Genomic DNA, 25,520 nt, shown 5'->3' with positions numbered 1-25,520 from the left:
GGCAAAAACCAGCACTTTCGCCGACAACGCTGCCCGCAACGGCAGTGCCGGCCAAAACCAACTGCCTCCTCCCACGGCCCCAATCCGATTTTCCGACCGAACCGCCACCGGGCGACTAAACCACGCCTGACCTCTAAAAATCTGTTTATGAGAAAAACAATCGCCCGAAAGCTCGGGCTGCTCGCGGCATCCGTATGCCTCGCCTTGTCCTCGATTGCCCAGAGCGGAACCGCTGACGGCACTTACGTCATGGGAACGCTCGGCGCCCTCAACAGCGGGGGTACCGGCTTCAGGAAACTGGGCGACAAGTTCGTTGTCAGCAACATCTTCATTGCGGACGGCTCCTCCAACATCTTCATCAACCAAGGCACCAACGGCGCGGCGGAAACGGTGGTATGGAAGGCGGAGAACGGAGTGTCCAATCCGGCCGTGCTGCGCACGTTCACGTTCAAGGACCTCACCTTTTATGCGGTCACCAGCACCAGCAGCCAGGTGACCCACCAGATCCACGTGTTCACCCTGTTGATGAAGGATTATTACGGCAATACGATCGCCCAGCACGAGCTCGCCTCGCCTTTCACACCGGTGCGCGCTACGACCTCCTCCAATGCCAACGCCAATAAGGTATCGCTGCTGCCCTTTACCAGCCCCTGGCCGGCTGCGGGCTACAACAATGTGGCCTCCATCACGCTCACCATTCAGTTCACCGCTGCTTCCAACGTATCGGTGGACGAGCTGAATTTCAATAAGATCACCATCGCCAATGCGAGTGCGGCCATTCCCACGAGTCTTGCCGTCGGCACCATCTCCGGGTCGCCCTTCTGCGCGGGAGCCTCAGTGAGCATTCCGTATACGTCTTCGGGCATCAACAGCGGCAACACCTTTACCGCGCAACTTTCCGACGGCAGCGGCTCCTTTGCTTCCCCGGTGACTCTGGGTACCGCCAGCGGCAACGCGGCTTCGGGTACCATCAGCGGCACGATCCCGGCGGCCACCGCCACCGGCACCGGCTACCGGATCCGTATTGTAAGTAACGATCCTGCGGTCACCTCATCCGACAACGGCAGCAACCTGACCATCAACGCGAAGCCTTCGGCTACGATCAGCTCCACTACCAACGTGGCCTGTAACGGCGGCAGCACCGGCGCTCTTACCGCAGCTGCCTCCGGCGGCACGCCCGGCTACAACTACTCCTGGTCGCCGAGCGGCGGCACCAACGCCACCGCCACCGGCCTCACGGCCGGCGCTTATAGCGTAACGGTAAGCGACAGCAAGGGGTGCACAGCGTCCGCTCCCGCCACCATCACACAACCCTCCGCGCTTTCGGTTTCCACGGCTAAGCTGGATGTAGCCTGCTACGGCGGCGCTACCGGCACCGCCTCCGTTTCCGTTTCCGGCGGCACCGGCTTCGGCACCTATACCTACAGCTGGTCGCCTTCCGGCGGAACGGGCAACGCGGCCAGCGGGCTTACGGCCGGGAATTACACGGTGACGATCACCGACGCCAACAGCTGCCAGGCTACGCGCAACTTCACCATCAACCAGCCTTCGAGCGCACTGTCGGCCACTACGGTCGTCTCCAACGTTTCCTGCTTTGGTGGCAACAACGGTACCATCAACCTGACACCCTCGGGTGGTACGGCGCCCTACTCCTATAACTGGGGCGGTGGCGTTACTACCGAAGACCGCACCGGTCTTGCTGCAGGCACCTACAGCGTTACCGTTACCGACGACAATGGCTGTGTAGAGACGCTGAACAACATTACCGTCGGTCAGCCTGCGACTGCCGTATCCGGCACTACGGTCGTGACCAACGTAGCCTGCTTTGGCGGGAACACCGGCGCCATCAACCTCACGCCCACAGGCGGCACCGGAACCTCCTATAGCTACAACTGGATCGGAAGCGGCGTCACCACCGAGGACCGCACGAACCTTACTGCCGGCACCTACCAGGTACAGATCTCTGACGAAATCGGCTGCACCGGTACCGTCAGCAACATCTCCGTTTCCCAGCCCACTTCGCCCGTATCGGGAACTACAGTAGTGACGAATGTCGCCTGTTTCGGTGGTAACAACGGTGCGATCAACCTCACCCCTACCGGCGGCGTAGGCAACTACACCTACAACTGGCAGAGTGGTCCGACCACACAGGACCGCACCAACCTGATAGCCGGTTTCTATACCGTTACCATCACCGATGACAACGGCTGTACGGGTACCGTCAGCAACATTTCGGTAAGCCAGCCCGCATCGCCCGTATCGGGCACCACGGTAGTCACCAACGTGGCCTGCTTCGGCGGCACCAACGGTGCGATCAACCTCACCCCTTCCGGCGGCGTGGGCAACTACACCTATAACTGGATCGGCGGCGGCGTTACCACCCAGGACCGCACCGGCCTTGCAGCCGGCCTCTATACCGTTGTCATCACCGATAACAACGGCTGTACGGGTACCATCAGCAACATCAGCGTAACCCAGCCCTCCTCGCCCGTATCGGGAACTACCGTAGTGACCGCAGCGAGCTGCGCAGGCAGCGATGGCGCCATCGACCTGACGCCCACCGGCGGCACGGGCCCTTACACCTATAACTGGATCGGCAGCGGCGTTACCTCCCAGGACCGCTCCGGCCTTGCAGCCGGTACGTATTCCGTCCAGATCACGGATGACAACGGCTGCACCGGCACCGTACAGGTAACCGTAGGCACCAACACGCCCACCGTTAACACGGTGTCGAATCAAACCGTATGCGCCGGCAACAGCACCTCGGTAACCTTCAGCGGCGCCAACGCCAGCAGCTACACCTGGACGAACAACAACACGGCCATCGGCCTCCCCGCCTCGGGCACGGGCAATATCGCCTCCTTCACCACGACCAATGCCGGCAATACGCCGATCGTGGCCACCATTACCGTGACCCCGCAGTCGGCGGGCTGCAGCGGCACCGCCACCAGCTTCACCATCACGGTGAACCCGGCCGTGGCCGGCGGCGCCCTCTCCTTCGGCACGGGCAACGACTACGCCATCAGCAACGCCAACATCGGCATCAGCGGCAACGCCCCGCGCACCATCGAGTACTACGCCCAGCTCTCCGGCACCTATGCCCACCAGCTCAACTGGGGCAGCACGGGCAACACCAACCAGGTGTTCGGAACCTTCACGATCAACAACCGCCTGTATGTATACGGATGGGGCCCCGGCGACTACGAAGTGCCCAACTTCGTTACCGATGGCAACTGGCACCACGTGGCCGTGACGTATAACGGCACGGTGATCAAGGTCTACATCGACGGGGTGGAGAAGACACCCGCCGCCGGTGTGGCCCGCAGCTACAATACGGCCAACGGCCGCCTCGTGATCGGCATGCGCGAAGACATCAACAATAACGTCGCGGCCTTTACCGGCAAGATGGACGAGGTGCGCGTATGGAACCGGGCGCTGTGCTTCGCGGAGATCAATAACAACCGCAACGGCGAGCTCCAGCTGCCCCAGGCGGGTCTTGTGGCCTATTACAAGATGAACGCAGGCACTGCCGACTGCAACAACGCGGGCCTGAACACGCTCACCGATGCCACGGGCAGCAACCACGCCACGCTCGTCAACTTCGCACTCTCCGGCAGCACTTCCAACTGGACGGCCGGTTACGTTTCGGGCAATACACCTGTATATACCGCCCCCTCGGCCACCATCGCCTATGGCGCATCGCCCTACGCGGTGGGCACCGGCACGGCTGCCGTCACCTTCACCGGAACAACGGGAGGCACCTTCAGCTCCACCACCGGACTCTCGATCAACGGCAGCACAGGCACCATTAACCTCGCGGCATCACAGCCGGGCACGTACACCGTTACCTACCAAGTGTCGGCTGCGGGCGGCTGCGACCCGTTCTCGACCACCACTTCCGTGACCCTGGTCAATCCGTTCTCCGCCACGATCGCCTATGGCGGCTCGCCCTACTGCGACGCTACCGGAACAGCGACCGTTACCCGCACCGGCACTACCGGCGGCACCTACAGCGCCACGCCGGCAGGCCTCGCCATCGATGCCACTACCGGCACTATCGATCTCGGCGCCTCGCAGCCGGGTACCTACACGGTGCGCTACGGCACTTCGCCGTCGGACTTTACCACGACGCAGGTGACGATCCGTCCGGCATCGGCGGTGAACCCGACCCCGAACTACACGTATTGCGCGGGTGCGGCCACCAGCCCCATCGTTTTCACCGGCATCCCGGGCCTCAGCTACTCCTGGACCTCCACCGGCAACACCGGCATGGGCACTTCCGGAACCGGTACCATCCCTTCGTTTACGGCTACCAACAACGGCACTTCGCCGGTTGAAGACCGCATCCTGGTGATGGCGCAGGGCGGCACGGGGTGCGGCGCGCTGAAGCCCCACGTGTTCCGCCTCACGGTGAATCCGACGCCGGCGCTCAGCACGCCTTCTGCACAGGTACTGTGTGCGGGCAGCAATGCCTCGGTAGCCTTCGCCGCTTCCCTTGCGGGCAGCACCGTCAGCTGGACCAACAACAACACGGCCATTGGTCTCGGCGCCATCGGCACCGATGATATCAATCCGTTTATGACCGTCAACAACACAGGCTCCGTGCAGGTGGCCACGATCACTGCTACGCCGCGCCTCATGGGCTGCACCGGCACCCCGGTGAGCACCACCATTACGGTAAATCCCGCGGCCGGCACCATCGCCTACGACCAGGCAGCCTATTGCCAGGCCGGACCGGCGTACCTGCGCAACAGCGGCGCTACCGGCGGTGTGTACACCTCCACCCCGGGCCTTGTGCTCCACCCCGCCACCGGCGTGGTGAACCTCGCCCAATCGACGCCCGGCACCTACACCGTGACCTACACAGTGGCCAGCGGCGGCGGCTGCGCAGCAACGGCGGCTACCAGCATTACCATCAACCCGCAGGCAAGCGTGGACGCACCCAACAACCGCGTCTTCTGCACAGCCACCAACACCACCCCCATCGTGTTCACCGGCTCGGCTGCCTCGTACTCCTGGACCAACGACAACCCGGCCATCGGCCTCTCTGCTTCCGGCACGGGCAACATCCCTTCCTTCATGGCCTCCGCAGGCGACCAGACGGCGGTGATCCACGTTACCCCCGTAGGCAACGGCTCCACCACCTGCCCGGGCAAGACGAGGGTGTTCCGCATCTACGTGCGCAGCTGCGCGGTGACCATCAGCGGCGATACCGGCGGCGACGCCAGCACATCCCGCATTTCTACGGTGCAGGTAAGCCCCAACCCTTCGGTGGGCCTTACCACGGTAACGCTGACGCAGAGCGGCTCCTATACCCTGCAGCTGGTCAACCGCCTCGGTGCCCCGATGTCTGCCCCGCGCGCCTTCACCGGCAACCGCACCCAGGTAGACCTCTCCGGCCTCACGCCCGGCTCCTACCTGCTGCGCATCGTCAACACGCGCACCGGCGAAGTGAAGCAACAACAAGTGATCAAGCTGTAGCCCCGTGTCCCCGGCCCCTGTCCCGGCCCCCTGTCCCCCGAAGGGGGCACTTAGGACCGAGCTACTTTCCAGTAGCGATCTTTCTTAAAGTGCATTCATACGAAAGCCCCCTGTTGCCGCAGGGGGCTTTTTTGCGTTGTTTACTTCGGTGTGGGGATGGGCAGATTGCTTCGCTGCGCGCGCAATGACGGGTTACGGAGGGGGCTTTTGCGGAAAGGGGCTTTGTACTTTAAGAAAAGCAGCTGCCGGAAAGAAAGTCCGACCTAAATTCCCCCTTCGGGGCCAACCGAGCGAATGCGAAGGTTGCGCGCAGCGCGCTGGGGCCGGGCCGGGGCCGGGGCCGCGATGCAAAAGAGGCCCCTTTCGGGGCCCCTCCACCGGGGAACGGCTTTCACCGCTCCTCTTACTGGTTCTTCAATATGTTGCTTTCCTATTTTATCCGCGGCCGCGGCGGATCGCGCCGGTCATCGCGGCGAGCATGGCCACCATGATGGCCTTGACGCCGCCCACCTGCGTACCCTTGCGCGACATATCGGCATGGGCGGAGTGCGGGTCGCGCGGGCCCGACACGGCCAGCCCCGGGTAAGGACGCGTGCGCCAGGGCTGCTGCGGGTCGGCAGGCACGGGAGCCGCGGTGGCCGGCTGCTTCTTGGGCTCGGCGGAAGCCACGATGGAGCCCTCCATCGGCATGGCCCACTTGTCGGGGATGATGCCCGGGCCATACTCCACCAGGTAGTGCTTCGTAAACTCGGCACCCAGGAACAGGATGAACGACGAATAATAGATCCACGTGAGCAGCACGATCAGGGAGCCGGCGGAGCCATAGGTGGAGCCCACGTCGCTCTTACCGATGTAAAGGCCGATGAGGAACTTACCGATCATGAACAGAACGGCCGTGAAGGCAGCCCCGACCCATACATGCTTCCACTGGATCTTCGCGTCCGGCAGCACCTTGAAAATGCCGGCAAACAACACCGTCGTTACGCCGAGCGTCAATACAAGGTTGATGATGTAGAAGAGCGTTACCGGCACCCCGGGAAATACGGATTGCAGGCGCTCGCCGAGGCCTTCCACCACCGCAGTGGCCGCCAGCGACACCAGCAGCAGGAAGCCGAGCGATACGATCATGCCGAAGGAAAGCAGGCGGCTTACGATCATGCCCTTGAGACCGGCCTTCGGGTTGGATTTGAGCCCCCAGATGCCGTTGATCGAGTCCTGCATCTCCCCGAACATGGAGGTGGCACCGATGATGAGGGTGACGATGCCGATGATGAGCGCGACATTGCTCTTGCCGGAAAGCGAAGCACCCTGCACCATTTCCTGTACCTGGCCAGCCGATTGCTCGCCGATGAGCCCGCGCATCTGGGTCACGATGGTACCCTGCGCGGCTTCCTGCCCGAGGAAGATGCCGGCGAGCGAGATGATCACCACCAGGAGCGGGGCGAGCGAGAATACCGTATAATAAGCCAGCGAGGCGCTGAGCTTCGGAACCTTGTCTTCTGAAAAGCCCTTGAAGGACTTCTTCAACAGGGGCCACATTGCTTTTATCGAAAACTTCTTATTCATGCCTGTTGTTTCGGTTGATTTTGCAAGAACAGGGCCAATTGGCCTGTAATGCAGGCCCCGGGCGTGTTCCGGCGGAAGCCGGGCGTTATTTCTACAACCCGGCGCCGGAGTTTAACGCCAAAGCCCGGCAATCGGGAACGATGAGGCTCCGACGGTGCACGCAAAAAGTCAGCTCCCGCTGCAACGAATCGGCGCCACCGATGGTCAGGAGAAGAGATAACCATCACTATGACACACACGAAACCGGGCCCGCCCCTCCTGCTCCTGCTGTTGCTCTCCGCCGCTTTTTCCTGCCGGAAGGCAGCACCTACGGGTGATGACCGGATCGTAGGCACCTGGACCCTGCGCGAGGTCTACAGCGGCTACGTCAATGGCGGGGCTTTCAGGTGGCACCGCATGTCGGAGGCAAGCAGCCATACGCTGACCTTCACTGCCGACGGGCAGTTTATCCGCCAGGAGAACGAAAATGGGAACTTCCAGCGCTGCACGGGCACCTACACCCTCAACGGCGATACGCTCCTGTTGCGCAGCCCCTGCAGCACGGTGCCGGAGCGCAAGTTCGTCAGCGAGCGATCTCCGCTCCGGCTGATCCTGAACAGCCCCGGCATCGAAGGGGTGATCCGCCGTAAATACACCGCGGGCCGTATTGGTTTCTGAGGCGGCCGGCAAAGCGCTGCTTGCCGTATCTTGGCCCGGCTATGCCCGCGCCCATCCCCCGCCACCGCTTCCGCTACGGCAGCGCCGAGCTCGACCTCGGCGAAGACCTGCTGGCCCCCTGGTTCGAGAAACATCCGTCGAAAAAATCCGCCCTGCTTGCCCCCGGCTACTGGGCTACCTACGGCGTTCCCGACGGGCTGCTGACCATTATGGACCTCTCCGTGGCCGACGCGCGCAACCTCCGCACGGGGCTTCGCTCCGTTACCGGCGACGTATGGCCCGAGCCCGACGACCGGGTGATGACCTGGCTGAGCCGTCTGCTGGTGTTGCCGCAGGGCCGGGGCTGCACGGTGCTCGAGATCCGGAAGGGACGCCTCACGGCCGAGCGCGGCTTCGACGAAGCGGGCTTCCATAAATTCAAGGAAGAGCAATTCGAATATTTCTGCCTCACCGACGACTACGAAGCCCTGAAGGCGGCCGCCCGCCTCGACTTCGAGCGCCTCGAGCAGGAAGCGCGCCGCAAGGACGCCGGCCGCGGCTACCGCACCTTCGACAGCGCCGCCTTCGACCGCTCCGTCGCCGGGAACATCCTCCTGCACTGCCGGGAGCTCCTGGCGGATTGATCGCAGATCTGGGATCGGTGATCTCAGATCTTGGATTTCAGATGTGTGATTTTAGAATTCAGATTCTGTTGGGGCCCGATCTCCGCCTGGACTCCAACCCAACCGGCGTCAGCCATAAATCTCAAATCACCAATCCGAAATCTTAAATCTCTTTTCGTGCGTCAGCAATAGATCTGAGATCCGACATCACCGATCTGAGATCTTGCTCGTGCATCAGCCATAAATCTGAAATCACAAATCCTAAATCTGAAATCCAAGATCACAGATCCGCGATCCGAGATCTAAACGTTCGTGCGGTAGCGCCAGAAGCAGAGCAGCAGGGCCGCCGCGAGGCCAGCAAGGCTGTATCGGAATTCACGCCGTTGCTTATCGCGGAGGAAGGCATTGCGCTCCGCCACATTGTACAGCGGCACCCCATCCACCACGAGGTTCACGACGTTGACGTATGCATCCCGGTCCTCCAGCCGGGACCTGTCCTCCATCAGTATCTCGACGTCGAGCGGGGTGCCGGCCGCCAGGTTGGCCAGCAACGTGGTGCGCCGGGCGAATTCGTAATACGTCTCGTGAAAGCGGAAGCGGCCGGGGTAGGTGACCAGCCGGAACTCGTAGAAATACGAGGAGTTCTTGCCGCCCGTCTCCCCGCGCACGGGTGCCTCCTGCAGCACCTTGTCCCCGAGCCGCCAGGTGCTGCCGGGCCCTAGGATGCCGGGGGCGGCCGCGAGGCGATAGCTCATCATACCCACGAAGAGGAGCGCTACCAGCAGGGATACTGCCGTCCAGTGCAGCCCGGTTGAGCCGTCTTGGTCGCGTTCGATAAAGGCATGTGCCAGGCGGCCACCGGCAAGGTGTTCGTCGCCGACCTGGACCAGTTGCAGGAGCGCGCCGAGGCCGCCGATAGCGAACAGGAGGGGCAGCAGCAGGAAGGCCGGGTGTATTTCCTGTGCGAGAAAATAATAAAAGATGGTGATCACCACCGAGGCCAGCAACGCGGTCAGCGCAAACTGTGCGCGCCGGCGGCCCGCCGCGCGGTAATCGGCCCGATAGACCTGCTTCATCGTGGCAACCGCCTCTTCCGCCTGCTGCGGCGACAGCGCAAACAGCTCCTGCAGGGTGGCAGGAATGTCGTCGACGGGGATCTCGTCCTGCGCCAGCAGGAGCGCATACTCCCGCGCCTTGTTCATACGATCCCGCAGCGGGAGTTCGCGGTAATTCATGCGCGGCAAGATACGACGGCCGGCGCGCCCGGGAAAAGGGCCGGGTGCCGCAAGGAGCCGTACCTTTCGCGGGCCCTGCGACCACCGCCGGCGCCCCTGACTATGTGGAAGTTCGTTACCCCGCTCCTGCTGCTCTCCGCCTGTTGGTCCTGTGCCGGCAACCCACCCGGCCGGGGCTTCGCCCGCCGCACGGTGCGCGACACCGTCTATATACCCGAACGGGCAAGCGAGCAGTGGCTCGACAGCGCCCTGGCCGCTGTGCCCGACAGCCTCAGCAGGAGCTTCCGGGACCTTTACCGGGACAGGGGCGAATTTGTATCGGCCGCTATCCGCGTGGAAAAGCCGCTCCTACCGAAGGGCTGGGTCTCCGACTTTACCGGGTTGTTCTCCGCCGTAGAAGCGCGCTCCCTCGACTCCCTGCTCTCGGAGTATAACGTGAAGAGCGGCAATGAGCTGGCGGTGGTGACCCTCGACTCGCAGTGGGTGCGGCCGGAGGAATTCGATGGCCTGGTACTGCGCCTCCACAACAGCTGGGGCGTGGGTCAGCGGGTAACGAACAATGGCATCCTGGTCGGCATTTGCCCGGGGCACCGGCTCGTCCGGATCAGCAACGGCCATGGGATCGAAAAGCGGATCCCGGACGCGGAAACGAAAGCCATCATCGACACGCTGCTGCTGCCGCACTTCCGGCGGGGCGCCTATTTCGAAGGCACGAAAGCAGCCATGCTGCGGTTGATGACCTTGCTGGCTGACTGATTTGGGATCCCGGATTTGTAGAGATGCAAAGCTGTCCACAGAACATGGTCGCAACGCTGCCTGAATCTGAGATCTGACATCTCGGATCCCTTTCCACGGGCGCAGAATTTGCAGAGCGCCTGTTTATGAAACATCAAGTGCTCCTCCGCGCCTGGTGCATTCCGCTGCTCCTGGTCGCCGTATTCCTCCTCCGTGTTGCGCCGGGCCTCCCGCCCTTCGAGCTCTTCACCGCCATCGTGTTCCTGGGCGCCGTTCTTACCGGGTGGCTCCTGAGCGACCGCCGCTACCTGCGGTCGTTTTCGCTGACCGACGACCGGCTCCGCCTTACCTACCTCGACCGCTGGGGACGCAGTAAAGAAACGGTGCTCGCCCTCCGCGCCATCGAAGCGGCCTGGCTCTCGCGCCGCGCCGGCAACCTCCTCTGGCCGGCCCTCCTCGACCTGACACTGGAGGACCGCTTGGTTTCCTTCCGGGTGACCGACAAAGCGCTGCACCGCGCCCTGCGCGAGCAACTCCCGGCGCATGCGCTGCACCTTGCGTGATGATCCGGGCAGCGCGTGCGTCACAGACACGGTTCGGAGCCGGTTCGTAACTTCCGGGCACCGCATGGCAAAAACGAAGATCATCAACGCAGCTACTCCGACGGCACGGAACACGGCGCCCGAGCTACTGTACCGGGCCAGCTCGCCCTGGAGTTTTGTGCTCGCGCTCGTACAGCGTGTCCTATCGCTGATCGCCGCCGGATACCTTGCTGCCGACTTCAACGTGCGGCCCCTGCTTACGTCGGTATTGGTGCTCGTTTTTTTGTTCTTCTTCCTGGACAGCGGCGAGGACCATGTGCGGGTGTATACCGACCGGGTGCACTTCGGCTCGAGTGCGTTACTCCCACGTATCTGGAGGCGGCGTAAGCAGACCTATTTTTTTTGCGACATCCAGGCCGTGCGCCTCGAGGTGAGTACGGGCTACGAGAACAGCGAGCAGCTGACCCTGCACCTGCGCCTGCGGGCGGGCGGCATGGTGGAGCGCAACGTAGACCTCGACAAGGAGCAGGCGAAAAAAGTGGTGGACCTCATCTCCAAACATCGCCGATGACTGCTGCCGATCGCCATCAGAACGAAAAAGAGGCCAGCGGCTTTCGTGCCGTGCTCCTGTACGGGCCACTCATCGCCCTGCCCTTCCTGTTCCTGTTCGACGGACCCAAAGTATATTGGAACGGCCCGCTCCGCGAAGTGCCGCTCGTGCTGTCGGAAAAGCCGCGCTACTACAGCTCCGAAGGCGGCGACGAATATATCCTTCGCGAAGGGGCGTTTACGTATTCGGTACGGGGCGACGCGCTGCGGCAGCTCCGGCAGCCGCCGCCGGGTACGCCCCTGGTGCAGGACCTGCGCGACGACGATACGCTGCTGGCCGAGGTGGCCGGCGCCGGCCGCAACGGAACCCCGCGCATCATCGGCCTGCGCTACCGCGGCGTCCGTGTCATCGACCCGGCAAGGGTACACCGCGAAGAACGAAAGAAGATCTTTATCCAAAGCGGGGTACTGCTCGCCTTATTTGCGCTTGGACTTACCTGGACGCTGCGCTTACGCCGCAGTAAAAAGCAGTAGCGCTCTCCTGAAGCAGCCCGTTTTTCCGGTGCAAGCCCGGCCGCAGCCGCCCGGGCGATCGGCCGCTACACCTCCCGTTTTGCGCCCTTCGGCTAAAGGCCGCCGCGCCGCCGGCAGGCTGCCGTACTTTTGAACCCGCCCGCCCCCGAGGGCCGGGCCACAGCAACAACAACTAATGATTTTTTAGGTTAGCAACTACGAGCCGCCCTGTCAAGGATGGCTCTTTCGTTTACAGGTGTTTCGAAGCCCCCGATGTAGGAGCTGCGCTGATGGTGGAAATTATTGGCGCTTCCGCCCCTACCGTATTTCTGCGGAATGGCGCTGCTTATAACTTGGGATTCTGCCGATGCCGGTCGGCGTCGCGGATCGATTTCTTCTCGAAGTTCTTCTCCAGTGCCGCCGTAAGGTCCACACCGGTCTGGTTGGCGATGCACAGCAGCACCCAGAGCACGTCGGCCAGCTCGTCGCCGAGCGCGCGGCCGGTGTCGCTTTCCTTGAACGATTGCTCGCCATACTGGCGGCTCATGAGGCGCGCCACCTCGCCTACCTCCTCGGTGAGGATGGCCATATTGGTGAGCTCGCTGAAATACCGCACGCCGGTGCTGCGGATCCATTCGTCTACCTGTTGCTGTGCCTGCTGAAGCGTCATAAGCTTTTCGGGGGATGATTGAGTTTGATGTCCATGAGCGTCGCCACCGAGCGGGCGCGCTGCTGCATGAGGGTGGCCTTCGGTCCTTCGAAGTGCACGGCCACCGTGGCGGTGAAGAGTTCTACCCAGCGGTCGAGGTGTTCCTTTTGAATCGGCGAGAGGTTATGAATCTGCTGGTGCACCGCCATCACGTTCTTGGCATAGTGCGGACCGCCGAGCACCACGCTTTCCCAGAAGTCGGCAATGTGCGGGAGGTGGGCGGCGAGGTCAAGGGGCACAACCTCGGTAAAGAAACGCCCGATGCGGTCGTCGGCGAAGGCCGCCGCGTAGAACTCCGTCAGCACGGCCTCGATGTCTGCCCTCGTTTCCAGGTCGCGCATCATTCTTTGTTTTTACTATCCATGACGATCGTGACGGGGCCGTCGTTGAGGAGCGACACCTTCATGTCGGCGCCGAAGATGCCGGTGGCCACGGGCTTCCCGGAATCGGTTTCGAGCTGTTGTACAAACGCTTCGTAGAGCGGCACGGCCACGGGCGGCCTGGCGGCGCGGATAAAGGAAGGACGGTTGCCTTTTTTGGTGGCGGCATGCAGGGTGAACTGCGAGATGGCGAGGATGCCCCCGCCGATGTCCTGCACGGAGCGGTTCATGAGGCCTTCGTCGTCACTGAAAATGCGCATGCCCACGATCTTGGCGGAAAGCCACTGCACGTCTTCGGTCGTATCGGCCTCTTCAATGCCCACCAGCACGAGCAGTCCTGCGCCGATGGCGCCGACGGTCTTCCCGTCTACGACTACAGAGGCCTCACTCACTCTTTGGATCACGGCGCGCATGGGTGCAAAAGAAGGCAAAATTCAAAAGTCAAAAGTCAAAAGGTTTTGAAGGTGCGGCGTTCTGTCAGAAACCACGCTTCACGCAAAATGGAAGTTACAAAGAAGACCAAGGGATGATGCGCTACACGGGGGGCGTCATTGCGAGGCAGATGGACGCCGAAGGCGGACATCAACGTCCCGAAGCTTCGGGACAACCTCCTCCGCTACGCTTGAGGCTACAAGAAGGAGCCCACAGCACCTGATCGCCACACCGCACCTGTACGCACACTTTTGGAAATCCTGCGTAACGCACAGCGTCTAAACACTCCGCGTAACGGAGGAGATTGCTTCACTACGTTCGCAATGACGAGACGGCTCGTTACGCTGCCTTGGAAGACGCTGTGCTCTAATGACGGCCTTTGCACTCTTCGACTTTTCGCCTTTGCGTAAAACGTAAAGCCCACCGCGGCAGCATATTTGAATCCGTAAAGGAATTACCAATCAAAGAACCCCATTTTGAATTTTTACCTTTGACTTTTGACTTACCCATGGACCTGACACCCGAGATACAATTCCAGACCACGCGCAGCGGCGGCAAGGGCGGACAGAACGTGAACAAGGTGGAGACCGCGGTGCTTGCCTGGTTTCCCGTGGCCGCGTCGGCCCTGCTCAGCGAGGAGCAGAAGGCGCTCGTGCTGGAGAAGCTGCGCCACCGCATCAATGCCGAGGGGGCGGTGTGGGTAAAGGCACAGACCTTCCGCACGCAGCTCGAAAACCGGCGCGAGGCCGCGCGCAAGCTCCACGAGCTCGTCGCCGGTGCGCTGCACCGGAAAAAGATGCGCCTCGCCACCCGGATCCCGAAAGGCGTCAAGGAAGCGCGCCTCCGCGGCAAGAAGCGGGACGCCGAGATCAAGTCGGGACGCCGCAAGTTCCGCCCCGGTGACATTTAACAATCCGGAAACCGGTTTCCGCTTAGCTTAGTTCCACCATGCTTTCCCTGCGCCCCTGGACGATCCTATCCCTGCTGGCGCTGCTCTGCGGCGGCGGGGCCGCCCTGTTGGCCGGCTGCAGGCGCTCCGATGCGTTCCGTGCTACCCCGATGCTTTTTGCCACGCCCGCGGGCTTCCCCCAACCGGCCTATGATTTTGCGGCAGCGCCGCTGACGCGCGAAGGCGTGGAGCTTGGGCGGCGCCTCTTCTACGAGGGCCGGCTGTCGAGCGACGGGGTGCATGCCTGTGGCTCCTGCCACGTGGCCTCGGCCTCCTTCACCACGCCCGACCACGACCTGAGCCACGGGGTCAACAGCTCGCACACCACCCGCAATGCGCCGGCGCTGCTGAACCTCGCCTGGTACCAGAACTACTTCCAGGACGGACGCTACAACTCGCTGGAGTCGGTAACGGTACACCACCTGACGTCCCCTACCGAAATGGGCGAGACGCTCGCCAATGTGGTTGCGAAGCTGCAGGGCGATTCGGCCTACCGCCGCCTGTTCCGCGCGGCCTACGGCGATGAAACGGTCAGCGCTATGCGCCTCACCGACGCGCTGAAGCAATTCCAGCTCAGCATGGTCTCGGCCGACAGCCGCTACGACAAAGTGAAACGCGGCGAAGCGGCATTCACCACGCAGGAGCAAAGCGGCTACGCGCTTTTTATCGCCAAATGCGGCTCCTGCCACCGCGAGCCCCTCTTCTCCGACTTCTCCTACCGCAACACCGGGCTCCCGCAGGATCCCGTACTGCGCGACGCCGGCCGGATGACCGTTACCGGCAACGGTGCCGACTCGCTCAAATTCCGGGTGCCGTCTCTGCGCAACCTTTCCCTTAGCTCCTACTACGGGCACGACGGGCGCTTCAGCGCGTTCCGCCTCATGCTGCGGCACTACCAGAACGGTGTGCAGCCGGGCCCGACGCTCGACCCGCTCCTTGCCGGCGGCATCCCGATGACGACGGCGCAGGAAGACGACCTCGTGGCGTTCCTGTTCACGCTCACGGATACGGCTTATGTCAATAATCCGCGCTACCGGCCGTAGGTTCGTTGGGTCCTGCCTGCAGCAGTTGGTTTCACACGGCGGCACGGAGCCACGGCGGTTCGCTGCGTGCGTCATTGAGAAGGGCAGGGCCAGAACCGTCGAAACCATCCGCTGACAAAGGCAGGGATCGCTTTGAGGAGATCCAGCATGGTCTGATAAACCTTGCGTTCTTGGCGGCTTTGCGTCTCCGCGTGAAATCCTCGTCCCGCTTTGAGAAAAGCAAGCCGCTTGCGGCGGCAAAACAAGGATCGTTTACCGTACAAGGACGTTCCTATTGCTTGCCACCACCCGCTCCGACCACAACCCCGTACCTTTGCTCCTCTTCAAACCACCCCTACTTGAGCGGCATCAAACAACTTGCGGGACAGACCATGTGGTACGGCGTCAGCTCCATCGCGGCGCGCTTTCTCAACTACCTCCTCACGCCCTACATTACCGCGAAGCTGCTCACCAACGCCTTCGGCGAGATCAGCACGCTCTATGCCGCCATTCCGTTCCTGAACGTGCTGTTCACCTACGGCCTCGAGACGGCCTACTTCCGCTTCTCGAAGAGCCCCGAAGACCACGAGCGCGTGTACGGCACCGCCTCCCTCTCGCTGCTCACCACGACGCTGCTCTTCACGGCGGCGCTGCTCCTGTTCCGGCAGCCGCTGGCGGAGTTGCTGCTGTTCCCCCGCCACCCCGAGTACATCACGTTTGCGGCCCTCATCATCGCGCTCGACGCCGCCTCCACGCTGGCCTTTGCACGCCTGCGCTACGAGGGGCGCCCGCGGATGTACGCGCTCGTGCGCGTGCTCGGCATCCTGGTCAACATCGGCGCTACGTTCTTCTTTCTCTCCTACTGCCCGTGGATCTACAAGGAGGATCCCTACAGCTGGGTGCATGCCTTTTACCGCCCGGGCTACGAGGTGGGCTACCTGGTCCTCGCCAACCTGTTCCAGGCCGGCGTTACCTTCCTGCTGCTGGCCAAAGGCGTCTTCGCCTTTCAATGGCGCTTCGATCCGAAGCTGTGGCGCGAGCTGCTCGCGTATGCGGCGCCGCTGATCCTGGTAGGCTTCGCCGGCATGATCAACGAAACCCTCGACCGGCTGATGCTGGGCTGGTGGTCGTCGGAGCCGACGCTCGAAGCCCGAAAGGCGGAAGTAGGCATCTACGGGGCCTGCTACAAGCTGTCGATCCTCATCACGCTCTTCATCCAGGCCTTCCGCATGGGCGCGGAGCCCTTCTTCTTCCGGCAGGCGCAGGGCCAGGATCCGACGCGCACCTATGCCCGCGTGATGAAGTTCTTCGTGATCGTCATCTGTGTCATGTTCCTCGTGGTAGCCCTCTACTTAGACGTCTGGCGTTATTTCATCCACGAGCGCTACTGGGCCGGGCTCGGCGTGGTGCCGGTGCTGCTGCTGGCCAACATGTTTCTCGGCATCTACTACAACCTCTCCATCTGGTACAAGCTCTCCAACCGCACGTCTGCGGGCGCCTGGATCACGCTCATCGGCGCGGCGCTCACGCTCGGCATCAACTACCTCTTCATCCCGCGCTTCGGCTACTGGGCCTGCGCCTGGGCTACGTTCTGCTGCTACGGAAGCATGATGGTGGTATCGTATGTGTGGGGACAGAAGGCCTACCCGGTTCCCTACCCGGTGAAAAAGATCCTGGCCTACCTCTTCATCTGTGTGGCCCTATACGGCATCGCGCTGGCCTTTCAGCAACTCGATCTATCGCGATGGATCAACTGGGGCTTCAGCGCATTGCTGCTCGCGGCCTTTGGGGCCCTGCTGCTGAAGGTGGAGCGCAAGGAATTTGCACGGCTGCCGGTGATCGGGCGCTACCTGGGGTAGGCACGCGGAATACGCAGAAAGCGCGGAAAATATCCGTGAGGCCGTCCGGCACAACGCTACTCTTGCTGCGGTTGAACATTTCGCGCCGGACCTCTTTTCACAATGGCTAGCGGCTCAAAGCTCCAAAGTTCTTAAAACGCGGAAGGCTGCTGCGCAGCCGGCGCGATCAACTCGTTTTTCCGATACATCCGCCGTCGCAAGAGAGGGCCTAACCTCCTAAACCTCCTAAACTTCTAAACCCTATTCTCCCAGAGGAGGTGGAGCGCCGCGCGCCCCGGGCGCGTATGCACTACCGCTCCGCCGAAGGCCACCTTTCGCTCTAGGTACACGCGTTCGCAGCGGTACTGCAGGAAGCGGTCCTGTCGGCCAATACGGCGCTTCGTAGCCCGAAATGACGATCCATACACGTTGGCCCGAACCGCCCGGCGGAGTGGGGTACTTTGCAGGTGTCAACCAACTAAAATCACCTGAAAAGCACCACCATGAAAACACCACTTTTTCTTTTGTCCGGCCTGCTCTTTCTCGCCAGCTGCACCAAGGAAGGCATCAGGGGCGAAGGCGCCATCGTAACCGACACCCGCACCGTATCCGACTTCTACATCGTCCGGATGGAGGGCGACGCGCAGGTCGAGATCACGGAGGGCAGCCCCCGGAAGGTAGAAGTGAGCGGCTACGAGAACCTCGTGCCGCGCTACGAAACGTCTTCCGCCAACGGCCAGCTGACCCTCCGCTTCGAAAGCGACGTGAACACCGTGCGCCGCAACAACATCAAGGTACGCATCACGGCGCCTTACGTTACCCAGGTGGCACTCAACGGCTCGGGCGCCTACGACCTTTCGAACATGAGCAGCAACGAGATGATGCTCGACGTAAAGGGCTCCGGCCGCATCACGGCGCACAACTGCCAGTGGGGCAAGACCACCGCCGTGGTGGAAGGCAGCGGCACGATCGACGCCCGTGAGAACGGATCCGCCGCCGGCGAGGCCACGATCTACGGTTCCGGCCTCGTCCGGATCTATGCCGACTGGCGACTGGCCGCCCGCGTCAACGGCTCCGGCACCATCGAATATTACGGCGCACCCACGCAAACCGACTTTTCGGTATCGGGCAGCGGGCGCATCAACCCCCGCTAAGTTTTTGGAAAAACACCATAACCCCCACCATCCAAACCACGAAGTCCCCCGGCCCCATCGCCGGGGGATTTTTGTTGCCTACGACGAAGTGAAGAGGCTCAGTTTCTGCCAGTAATGGATCAGGAATGGGACGGGTAGCGAGGTGCGACCGAGGCAAGCCAGAAAGGCTGCATTACTACGGAAAGACTCCAACGAAAGCAACTACAGATTTTTTGCGGCTTTGCGCCTTCGCGTCTCCGCGTGAAACCCGCGTTCATCTAAAAGAAACCCAAGGCGCCTGCGCCGGGAAGTATGAGGCCGTGATTTAAATCTTCAACGGGAGCCCTGCTCAGGGCATTTTCACAAAAGGATTATCGCGGCGCTCGTCGCCGATGGTGGTGGAGCCGCCGTGCCCGGGATAGACGATGACGTCTTCGGGGAGGGTATACAGCTTGGTGCGGATGCTCTCCTCGAGGAGTTGAAAAGAGCCACCGGGGAGGTCGGTGCGGCCGACCGACCCGTTGAACAACACATCACCGGCGATGGCGAATCGCTGCACGGGCTGGTAAAAGGTGATGCTGCCGGGCGAGTGGCCGGGCGTGAAGAGCACATGCAGCTCGTCGGACCCGATGCGGACGGCATCGCCCTCGTCGAGGAAGTGGCGGGGACCGTCGTAGTTCTCGAAGGGCAGCTGCCACAGCTGGCCGGAGGCTGGCCCCAGCTCCAGCACGGGCTCCTCGAGGCGGTGCAGGTGGAGCTCGAGGCCCCAGGTGCGCTGTACGAAGCGGTTGCCGAAAATATGATCGAGGTGGCAGTGCGTATTGAGCAGGAGCACCGGCTTCAGGCCGGAGGTGGTGATGAAGTCGGACAGGACCTTCTCCTCCGATGCAAAATAGCAGCCGGGGTCGATAATACAGCAGGCACCTTCTTCGTTGTACACGAGATAGGTGTTCTCCTGGACCGGGTTGAAGGTGAAGGTCTGAACCGTGAGCATAACCGCTTTTTCGTTATTTTTATTGCAATTTAGGGGAGGCAGTGCCAAAAGTACTGATTCCCCGCTCGTGAAGCGGGAAGCGACGGACGTGAGGGGCGGCCCTTTTTCCAGGAGGGCGAATCCGTCACGCAGGTTCACGCTTTGCGGCTCCAGGAGCATCAACACCCTGACCCTTCAACAAACCCAAGCGTCCTTAGAACTCTGAACCTGACTTTATGAATCATTCCAGCCGAAGCGCCTCTCTTCTCACCTTGCTCTGTGTTTTTCTCTCGCTTGCTGCCGGTGCCCAGGTCAACGCCGTAGAATTCGGCAAGAACCGCGTACAGTTCAAGAAATTCAAGTGGAAATACTACCAGACCGAAAACTTCAACTCCTACTTTTCGCAGAACGGCCTCGAGCTTGGTAAATACGTGGCCCAGATCGCCGAAAAAGAGCTTCCCCAGATCGAAGAGTTCGTGGAATACGGCCTCCAGCGCCGCGCCAACATCGTTGTCTACAACAACTTCGAGGACATGCAGCAGTCGAACATCGGGCTCGGCATCGACTGGCAGGCTACCGGCGGCGTCACCCGGCTCGTGAACAACAAGATGCTGGTCTACTACGACGCCAACAAGAACAACCTGCGCCGCCAGATCCGCCAGGGCATCGCCCAGGTGCTGGTGCAGAACCTCCTCTTCGGCGACGACCTCGGTGAGTTCGCAGCCAACCAGACCCTCCTCGACCTCCCCAAATGGCTCACCGACGGTTACGTGGCCTACGTGGCAGAGCCCTGGAACACCGAGCTCGACGACCAGCTCAAGAGCGCCCTCATGAGCGGCAACTACAACAACTTCTACCAGCTCGCCTTCGAGAAGCCCCAGCTCGCCGGCCATGCCTTCTGGTACTACATCGCCAACAAGTACGGCGCCAACAAGCCCACCTACCTCCTCTACCTCGCCCGCATCTACCGCAACCTCAACTCCGCTACGCAGAAGATCGCCAAGAAGAAATTCAAGGAAGTGCTCCGCGACTTCATGACCGAGGAGCAGGCCCTCTATTTCAAGGACATCCGCGGCCGCCGCATCGTGCCGAAAGGCCAGCTGTCGGTCACCAACGAGATCGGCAAGAAGGACTACATCCGCTTCAACGCCAACCCGCTCCCCCGCTCCTTCACCTATGCCGTTACCGAGTACAAGCAGGGTAAATACAGCGTGGTGCTCAACGAAAACTTCACGAGCCGCAAGGTGCTCCTCGAGTTCGGCACCCGCAGCCGCGAAGACGAGATCAACCCCAACCTGCCGATTTTGGCTTGGGACAACAAAGGCACCCGCCTCGCCGTGGTGTATACCGAGAAGGGAAAGCTCAAGTTCTTCGTGTGGGACCTCGTGCGCCGCATCAAGATCGACCGCCAGGAATGGAAGCAGTTCGACCAGGTGCAGGACATCAAGTACATGCTCAACCAGAATACGCTCATCGTAAGCGCCGTGCGCGCCGGCCAGAGCGATATCTACGTGTATAACATCGAGAAGCAGACCTATGAGCAGGTAACCAACGACGTCTTCGACGACCTCGACGCCTCCTTCGTGACCTTCCCGAACAAGACCGGCATCCTCTTTTCCTCCAACCGCCCCTCGGCCAACGCTGTGAGCGCCGATACGGCGATGCCCTCTTCCCGCTTCAACGTCTTCCTCGTCGACAACTGGAACAAGAGCGAGTTCAAGCAGATCTCCCAGCTCACCAACCTGAAGTTCGGCAACGCCCGCTTCCCCTCGCCCTACAACGTCACGCACTTCACCTTCGTCTCCGACGAGAACGGCATCAACAACCGCTACGCGGGCTTCTTCACCACGCAGAAGGCCGGCCTCGACACGCTGGTGTTCATCGGCGACGAGATCCTCCGCAACCCCGCGCAGAAAGAGGTCGACTCCCTGCTGCGCGAGTGGAAGAAGACCGACATCGACTCCGTAGGCTACTTCGCCACTTCCAACGACTCGGCCTACGTGTTCCCGCTCACCAACTACCAGAGCGGCCTGCTCGAGACGCGCACTGCCGGCGACAACACCCTGGTAAGCGAAGTGACGCGCCAGGGCGACTACAAATTCCTCTACCGCCTCCGCGTGGACGAGAACACGCTGCGCCGCCGCAATGTGACCGCTCCGCCCACCGAGTTCGTACGCAAGCTGCGCGAGCGCGAGCGCCTCGCCTCCACCGGCCTCAACAGCCAGCAGGCGGTGCTCGATACGGCTAAAAAGAACCAGGGCGATTTCTTCCAGAGTGAGTTCGAGCCCGAGAAGCGCGACTCCGCCGGCGCCGTGCTGGGCCAGGTGGTGCCCGGCCAGGTGCTGGATGTGGACCCGATCCTGAAAAAGGCGAAGCTGTTCGAATACCGCCCTGCCCGCTTCTTTACCGACTACCTCGTGGCGGGCGCCAACAACACGGTGTTCGGCCCCACCAAGTATCAGCCTTTTGCGGGCGGTGCAGGCCCGATCGACCCGGCCAACGGCAACGACCTCAACGGCCTCATCCGCCTCGGCACGGTGGACCTCTTCGAAGACTACAAGATCTCCGGCGGCTTCCGCATCGCCCCGAACCTGCGCGACTTCGACGTGCTGGCCGAATTCACCAACCAGCGCAACCGCCTCGACTGGGGCTTCTCCTATTACCGCTCCAACCGGAGCTATATTGAGCAATTACTCGTTCAGGTGGACGGGAACCCTCCGATCCCGATCGACGCAGGCGTGAAAACACATTCCAACTACTACCTGGGCCGGGTGCGCTACGCGCTCGATCGTACCAAGAGCCTCCGCGCCACCATCGGTCCCCGCTTCGATCGCACCATCGTGACGCCGATCGCGATCCAGGGCAACCCCCTCAACGGCCTCATCGGGCTCCTGCTGGAAGACCAGACCCAGGCGTTCGGACAGGCCTCCATCGAGTTCGTGAACGACAACACGCTGAACCCCGCCACCAATATCTGGCAGGGCCTCCGCTACAAGGTGTACATGGACTACTTCGCCCGCCTCGACAAGGGTGGCTCCGCCTTCGGCCGCAACATGTTCAACGTCGGCTTCGACGCCCGCCATTACCTGCCCATCTACCGCAACGTGATCTGGGCCGTGCGCGGCGCCGGCGACTTCTCGTGGGGACAGAACAAGGTGGTGCACTACCTGGGCGGCGTGGACGGCTGGCTGAAGCTCGGCTCCAACGCCAAGACGGACCGCGGCGGAAACCCGACGGGCGAGTACCGCTACTTCACGCCCCAGCCCGCGCCGGATCTGAGCCAGAACTATGTGTACCAGGCCCTCGCCGTGAACCTGCGCGGCTTCAAGCAGAACATCGCCAACGGCAACAACGTGCTCGTGTTCAACAGCGAGGTGCGCGCCCCGGTGTTCAGCACCCTGTTCAACCGCCCCATCAACAACGCCTTCCTGCGCAACTTCCAGCTCGTGCAGTTCATCGACCTCGGTACCGCCTGGACAGGCACGCCCGACAAGATCGCCCGCCCCTCGCTCACCTACACGGATCCCACACAACCCCAGGTGTCGGTGAACCTGAAGGCCGGCGGCATCGGTCCCTTCGCCGGCGGTTACGGCTTCGGCGCCCGCAGCACCCTGCTCGGCTACTTCATCCGCTTCGACGCGGCCTGGACGATGAACGGCTTCTTCCGCGGAAAGCCGCAGACCTACCTCGCGCTCGGCCTCGATTTCTAAGCTTATTCCCAATCCGTCATAAAAAGGTCCCTGCTCACGCGGGGACCTTTTTTTATCTCAGACCGCGTTCCGATCTCAGATCGCGGATGTAGGATCTCGGATCTGTTCCGGTGCGGTCTTATCCTACAGTTGGTTGGCAGCATGAACGTGCGGCTATAGAAATTTTTTTGGGAGCAGAAGGATCGGCCGAACAGAAACGATCCCTCTCATCCTGAGCCTGTCGAAGGACCAATAAACTAATAGACCAATAGAACAATAAACGAGCGCTCCTTAGCGAAAACCTTAGCCCCTTCTTTTCTTAGCGGTAAAAATCCCTTCTTCTACTTCACCTCCCTTCCGCCGTGGGTTTCTCTGTCAGGAAAACGACGCGGCCAGCCGCCGGAGCGATGCATAGAGCAGCACGAGCAGACCCGTGAAGCAGATGATCATGCTCCAATCGAAGCGGTTGTGCACCGGGTGCAGCAGCAGTCCGGCAAGATCGCGGAGAAGCCCGCCGGGTGCGGTGAGCACATCCCAGGAGTTGTAGCGCCAATAGCGGCCGATGAAGACGCCGAGCCCGCTGAGGGCCAGCACCGGGATCGAAAAGAGCAGGCCTTTGCGCAAGCCCCAGCGCGCCATTGCCACCGCTTCCATGTCGCGCAGCGTAAGCATGCCGAGCAGCAGTCCATTCCAGGCAAAGGAAAAAAGCAGCACGAGGTCAAACCAGACCGGTATCCCCGGCCGCGGCCGCAGGTGGAGCAGGTCGGTGGTGATGTAGAACGTATTGGGAAGGAAGAGCAGCCAGCCCAGGAACAAGGCATAGAACGGGAAGGGCCGCTCGATCCAGTCGACCCGCCGGCGAAGGACCCGGCCGAGCGCCCAGGGCAGCAGGGCCAGGAATCCGTTCCAGGCAAGGAACAGTAACGCCAGGGAACCGCTGTAGGCGATCCGGAACACGAGCAGGGCGATGCTGAAACCGACCGATGCCAGCAGCACCTGCACGGTGGCGTCGCGCTTCCGCCACCAATAATTAAGGGAAGTCATTTTCATAACAACGTTTTCAGATTTAGAATACAGTCCCGGCGCAGCGGCCGGGGCTGTATAAATACGGGTGTTACCATTTGATGCGGCGGGAGAAGTGCATCGTTACCGCCAGTGTCGCGAACAACCCTACCGATCCCAGCAGCAGCGCATAATCCTGTAGCTGCAGGATGGTGAACACATAGCCATAGAGCAGCACGAGCACGGCTGCCAGCAAAACCGACAACCGGCCCGACTCGAGCACACCACGTACGAACCAGGTGATGAGCCCGATGGTGGCCACCGATGCAATGGCATAGGCGCCGTTGAAGCCGACGTACTCCGAGAAGGACAGCAGCAGTACATAAAACAGCACGAGTGCCAGCCCGATGAGCCCGTACTGGAACGGGTGCACGGCCTTCTGGTGCACACGCTCCATCAGGAAGAACGCGGCGAACGTAAGCAGGATGCAGAGCAGCGCATACTTGATGGAGCGCATCGTTTTCTGGTAAGCGCCCACGGGTTGAAACAGGTCTACCCCTACCGACATGGGCGCCGGGCTGAAGCTGCGGCCCCGGTCGGCCGCGAGGAACTGCTGCGGCAGCTGCCGCTGGTTGGCCCCCAGGATCCACGTAGCGGTGAACCCGCTCTTCGTGACCTGCTGCTCCTCGGGCAGCCCGTCGCCGCTGAAGCTCGGGTGCGGCCAGGAAGAGGCCAGTGTGATCGACGACCGCCTGCCGAGCGGCGCCACACGTAGCTGCTGGGCGCCGTTGAGGGCGATAGCGCCGTTGAAGCGCGCGCCTTCGAGGTCGGCGATGCCGGCGAGCGGCAAGGGCGCGGTAAGCACGGTGCCACTGTCGGAAGTCGACGGCTCCGGCGAGAAGCGAAGCGTGCGGTCGTTCCAGCGGAGTGCCAGCTCGCCGCTGAGCCCGCGCAGGTCGTCGACTTGCATCCGTACAAATGCGTCGCCCCACAGCACCTGGGCAGGATCAATGCGCAGGGCCGCCAGGTCGGGTGCCCGGAAAGAGCCGGATAGCTGTACGCTGGCGGAATACAGCATCACCGTATAAATACCACGGTGCTTCTCCTTCGGCTGCACGTTGCCGCGAACGTCGGCGCTATCGGGCAGGAGTACGGCATGGAGTACCGTGGTCACCGTATCGCCGCGGAGCGTCGGCGCGCTGCTCCGGTAGGGCAACACGAGCTGCGGCCCGGTGAGCACCTGGCGGCCCGCCCATTTGCTGCTTACTTCCTTTACGGCCTCCTGTTGCCGGGCCTCGCGCTCCCGGATGAGTTCGCGCACCTGCCAGGTAGGGATCATGAGGACGGCCATGATTAGCCCGATGAGGCCCACTTTTACGAGCAGGCGCGTTTGCGACCAGATCTCTTTTTTCAGATCATTCATGTGTGGTTGGTTTTAGAAGTCGTCTTCAGGCTGGGCTTTTCCTTAGTCCATCGTGATGCGTGAGGCGTGAGAAGAAAACATACTACTGTC

At 61.9% G+C, this 25,520-nt stretch carries 20 protein-coding genes; 12 read left to right on the top strand and 8 right to left on the bottom strand.

Going from position 1 to position 25,520, the window contains the following annotated elements; genetic code table 11:
* Nucleotides 1-147: 147 nt before the first annotated feature.
* Nucleotides 148-5,481 (top strand): beta strand repeat-containing protein, encoded by a 5,334-nt coding sequence (locus ABD937_RS04320; RefSeq protein WP_345253684.1) that lies wholly within the window; start codon nucleotides 148-150, stop codon nucleotides 5,479-5,481.
* A 435-nt stretch (nucleotides 5,482-5,916) separates the two neighbouring features.
* On the opposite strand, the gene ABD937_RS04315 is transcribed toward ABD937_RS04320, so the two are convergent.
* Entirely contained in the window at nucleotides 5,917-7,047 is a 1,131-nt protein-coding gene (locus ABD937_RS04315) for a YihY/virulence factor BrkB family protein (protein WP_345253683.1), read from the bottom strand.
* Between the two features lie 228 nt (nucleotides 7,048-7,275).
* Between ABD937_RS04315 and ABD937_RS04310 the strand changes: the two genes are divergently transcribed.
* Together ABD937_RS04310 and ABD937_RS04305 are read left to right on the top strand one after the other, a co-directional pair.
* The gene (locus tag ABD937_RS04310) at nucleotides 7,276-7,704 is read left to right on the top strand and encodes a lipocalin family protein (RefSeq protein ID WP_345253682.1); all 429 of its coding nucleotides are present in this window, start codon (nucleotides 7,276-7,278) and stop codon (nucleotides 7,702-7,704) included.
* 41 nt (nucleotides 7,705-7,745) lie between these two features.
* A complete protein-coding gene (locus tag ABD937_RS04305; RefSeq protein ID WP_345253681.1) occupies nucleotides 7,746-8,327 on the top strand; it encodes a hypothetical protein in 582 nt (193 codons plus the stop codon).
* 281 nt (nucleotides 8,328-8,608) lie between these two features.
* On the opposite strand, the gene ABD937_RS04300 is transcribed toward ABD937_RS04305, so the two are convergent.
* Complete coding sequence (locus ABD937_RS04300) at nucleotides 8,609-9,541, bottom strand: hypothetical protein (RefSeq protein WP_345253679.1); 933 nt, start codon at nucleotides 9,539-9,541, stop codon at nucleotides 8,609-8,611.
* Nucleotides 9,542-9,643: 102 nt separating this feature from the next.
* Here ABD937_RS04300 and ABD937_RS04295 point away from each other — a divergent pair, with 102 nt between their 5' ends.
* The 4 genes from ABD937_RS04295 (at nucleotide 9,644) to ABD937_RS04280 (ending at nucleotide 11,901) form a co-directional block, all read left to right on the top strand.
* Nucleotides 9,644-10,297 carry a TPM domain-containing protein gene (locus ABD937_RS04295; RefSeq protein ID WP_345253677.1) on the top strand — a complete coding sequence of 218 codons (654 nt, stop codon included), beginning with the start codon at nucleotides 9,644-9,646 and terminating at the stop codon, nucleotides 10,295-10,297.
* A gap of 125 nt (nucleotides 10,298-10,422) precedes the next feature.
* Nucleotides 10,423-10,839 carry a hypothetical protein gene (locus ABD937_RS04290; RefSeq protein WP_345253676.1) on the top strand — a complete coding sequence of 139 codons (417 nt, stop codon included), beginning with the start codon at nucleotides 10,423-10,425 and terminating at the stop codon, nucleotides 10,837-10,839.
* Nucleotides 10,840-10,903: 64 nt separating this feature from the next.
* Complete coding sequence (locus tag ABD937_RS04285) at nucleotides 10,904-11,389, top strand: hypothetical protein (protein WP_345253675.1); 486 nt, start codon at nucleotides 10,904-10,906, stop codon at nucleotides 11,387-11,389.
* Nucleotides 11,386-11,901: a hypothetical protein gene (locus ABD937_RS04280; protein ID WP_345253673.1), complete on the top strand. Its 516-nt coding sequence runs from the start codon at nucleotides 11,386-11,388 to the stop codon at nucleotides 11,899-11,901. Before ABD937_RS04285 ends, ABD937_RS04280 begins: the two co-directional genes overlap by 4 nt.
* A gap of 325 nt (nucleotides 11,902-12,226) precedes the next feature.
* On the opposite strand, the gene ABD937_RS04275 is transcribed toward ABD937_RS04280, so the two are convergent.
* From ABD937_RS04275 to dtd, 3 genes are read right to left on the bottom strand one after another with little or no spacing between them, the layout of a single operon-like run.
* Nucleotides 12,227-12,550, bottom strand: a complete 324-nt coding sequence (locus ABD937_RS04275; protein ID WP_345253671.1) for a nucleotide pyrophosphohydrolase — start codon at nucleotides 12,548-12,550, stop codon at nucleotides 12,227-12,229.
* Nucleotides 12,547-12,933: a group III truncated hemoglobin gene (locus ABD937_RS04270; RefSeq protein ID WP_345253669.1), complete on the bottom strand. Its 387-nt coding sequence runs from the start codon at nucleotides 12,931-12,933 to the stop codon at nucleotides 12,547-12,549. Before ABD937_RS04270 ends, ABD937_RS04275 begins: the two co-directional genes overlap by 4 nt.
* Nucleotides 12,930-13,382: a D-aminoacyl-tRNA deacylase gene (gene dtd / locus ABD937_RS04265; RefSeq protein WP_345253667.1), complete on the bottom strand. Its 453-nt coding sequence runs from the start codon at nucleotides 13,380-13,382 to the stop codon at nucleotides 12,930-12,932. The genes ABD937_RS04270 and dtd overlap by 4 nt, the downstream gene beginning before the upstream one ends.
* 509 nt (nucleotides 13,383-13,891) lie before the next feature.
* Here dtd and arfB point away from each other — a divergent pair.
* From arfB to ABD937_RS04245, 4 genes are all read left to right on the top strand, one after another.
* A complete protein-coding gene (gene arfB, locus ABD937_RS04260) occupies nucleotides 13,892-14,311 on the top strand; it encodes an alternative ribosome rescue aminoacyl-tRNA hydrolase ArfB (protein WP_425185803.1) in 420 nt (139 codons plus the stop codon).
* Between the two features lie 38 nt (nucleotides 14,312-14,349).
* Nucleotides 14,350-15,393 carry a cytochrome-c peroxidase gene (locus ABD937_RS04255; protein WP_345253665.1) on the top strand — a complete coding sequence of 348 codons (1,044 nt, stop codon included), beginning with the start codon at nucleotides 14,350-14,352 and terminating at the stop codon, nucleotides 15,391-15,393.
* Nucleotides 15,394-15,731: 338 nt separating this feature from the next.
* Nucleotides 15,732-17,231, top strand: a complete 1,500-nt coding sequence (locus ABD937_RS04250) for a lipopolysaccharide biosynthesis protein (RefSeq protein ID WP_345253664.1) — start codon at nucleotides 15,732-15,734, stop codon at nucleotides 17,229-17,231.
* Between the two features lie 482 nt (nucleotides 17,232-17,713).
* The gene (locus ABD937_RS04245; RefSeq protein ID WP_345253663.1) at nucleotides 17,714-18,364 is read left to right on the top strand and encodes a GIN domain-containing protein; all 651 of its coding nucleotides are present in this window, start codon (nucleotides 17,714-17,716) and stop codon (nucleotides 18,362-18,364) included.
* A 328-nt stretch (nucleotides 18,365-18,692) separates the two neighbouring features.
* Here ABD937_RS04245 and ABD937_RS04240 read toward each other — a convergent pair whose 3' ends face one another.
* Nucleotides 18,693-19,337, bottom strand: a complete 645-nt coding sequence (locus tag ABD937_RS04240) for an MBL fold metallo-hydrolase (protein WP_345253662.1) — start codon at nucleotides 19,335-19,337, stop codon at nucleotides 18,693-18,695.
* 215 nt (nucleotides 19,338-19,552) lie between these two features.
* Between ABD937_RS04240 and ABD937_RS04235 the strand changes: the two genes are divergently transcribed.
* A complete protein-coding gene (locus tag ABD937_RS04235; protein ID WP_345253660.1) occupies nucleotides 19,553-23,026 on the top strand; it encodes a hypothetical protein in 3,474 nt (1,157 codons plus the stop codon).
* A 354-nt stretch (nucleotides 23,027-23,380) separates the two neighbouring features.
* Here the strand turns inward: ABD937_RS04235 and ABD937_RS04230 are convergent, their stop codons facing one another.
* Nucleotides 23,381-24,055, bottom strand: a complete 675-nt coding sequence (locus ABD937_RS04230; RefSeq protein WP_345253658.1) for a DUF1361 domain-containing protein — start codon at nucleotides 24,053-24,055, stop codon at nucleotides 23,381-23,383.
* A 64-nt stretch (nucleotides 24,056-24,119) separates the two neighbouring features.
* Entirely contained in the window at nucleotides 24,120-25,430 is a 1,311-nt protein-coding gene (gene creD, locus ABD937_RS04225) for a cell envelope integrity protein CreD (RefSeq protein ID WP_345253657.1), read from the bottom strand.
* Between the last annotated feature and the right edge of the window lie 90 nt (nucleotides 25,431-25,520).

The sequence above is a fragment of the Flaviaestuariibacter amylovorans genome (genome assembly GCF_039541815.1).
Lineage (GTDB): Bacteria > Bacteroidota > Bacteroidia > Chitinophagales > Chitinophagaceae > Flavisolibacter > Flavisolibacter amylovorans.
The sequence above is the reverse complement of the archived record's forward strand: the minus strand, read 5'-3'. Positions and strand labels throughout refer to the sequence as shown.

What these genes read in the sequence shown, in the direction of transcription:
- ABD937_RS04320 (WP_345253684.1), top strand. Translation starts at nt 148, where the DNA reads ATGAGAAAAACAATCGCCCGAAAGCTCGGGCTGCTCGCGGCATCCGTA.
- ABD937_RS04315 (WP_345253683.1), bottom strand. Translation starts at nt 7,047, where the DNA reads ATGAATAAGAAGTTTTCGATAAAAGCAATGTGGCCCCTGTTGAAGAAG.
- ABD937_RS04310 (WP_345253682.1), top strand. Translation starts at nt 7,276, where the DNA reads ATGACACACACGAAACCGGGCCCGCCCCTCCTGCTCCTGCTGTTGCTC.
- ABD937_RS04305 (WP_345253681.1), top strand. Translation starts at nt 7,746, where the DNA reads ATGCCCGCGCCCATCCCCCGCCACCGCTTCCGCTACGGCAGCGCCGAG.
- ABD937_RS04300 (WP_345253679.1), bottom strand. Translation starts at nt 9,541, where the DNA reads ATGAATTACCGCGAACTCCCGCTGCGGGATCGTATGAACAAGGCGCGG.
- ABD937_RS04295 (WP_345253677.1), top strand. Translation starts at nt 9,644, where the DNA reads ATGTGGAAGTTCGTTACCCCGCTCCTGCTGCTCTCCGCCTGTTGGTCC.
- ABD937_RS04290 (WP_345253676.1), top strand. Translation starts at nt 10,423, where the DNA reads ATGAAACATCAAGTGCTCCTCCGCGCCTGGTGCATTCCGCTGCTCCTG.
- ABD937_RS04285 (WP_345253675.1), top strand. Translation starts at nt 10,904, where the DNA reads ATGGCAAAAACGAAGATCATCAACGCAGCTACTCCGACGGCACGGAAC.
- ABD937_RS04280 (WP_345253673.1), top strand. Translation starts at nt 11,386, where the DNA reads ATGACTGCTGCCGATCGCCATCAGAACGAAAAAGAGGCCAGCGGCTTT.
- ABD937_RS04275 (WP_345253671.1), bottom strand. Translation starts at nt 12,550, where the DNA reads ATGACGCTTCAGCAGGCACAGCAACAGGTAGACGAATGGATCCGCAGC.
- ABD937_RS04270 (WP_345253669.1), bottom strand. Translation starts at nt 12,933, where the DNA reads ATGATGCGCGACCTGGAAACGAGGGCAGACATCGAGGCCGTGCTGACG.
- dtd (WP_345253667.1), bottom strand. Translation starts at nt 13,382, where the DNA reads ATGCGCGCCGTGATCCAAAGAGTGAGTGAGGCCTCTGTAGTCGTAGAC.
- ABD937_RS04255 (WP_345253665.1), top strand. Translation starts at nt 14,350, where the DNA reads ATGCTTTCCCTGCGCCCCTGGACGATCCTATCCCTGCTGGCGCTGCTC.
- ABD937_RS04245 (WP_345253663.1), top strand. Translation starts at nt 17,714, where the DNA reads ATGAAAACACCACTTTTTCTTTTGTCCGGCCTGCTCTTTCTCGCCAGC.
- ABD937_RS04240 (WP_345253662.1), bottom strand. Translation starts at nt 19,337, where the DNA reads ATGCTCACGGTTCAGACCTTCACCTTCAACCCGGTCCAGGAGAACACC.
- ABD937_RS04235 (WP_345253660.1), top strand. Translation starts at nt 19,553, where the DNA reads ATGAATCATTCCAGCCGAAGCGCCTCTCTTCTCACCTTGCTCTGTGTT.
- ABD937_RS04230 (WP_345253658.1), bottom strand. Translation starts at nt 24,055, where the DNA reads ATGAAAATGACTTCCCTTAATTATTGGTGGCGGAAGCGCGACGCCACC.
- creD (WP_345253657.1), bottom strand. Translation starts at nt 25,430, where the DNA reads ATGAATGATCTGAAAAAAGAGATCTGGTCGCAAACGCGCCTGCTCGTA.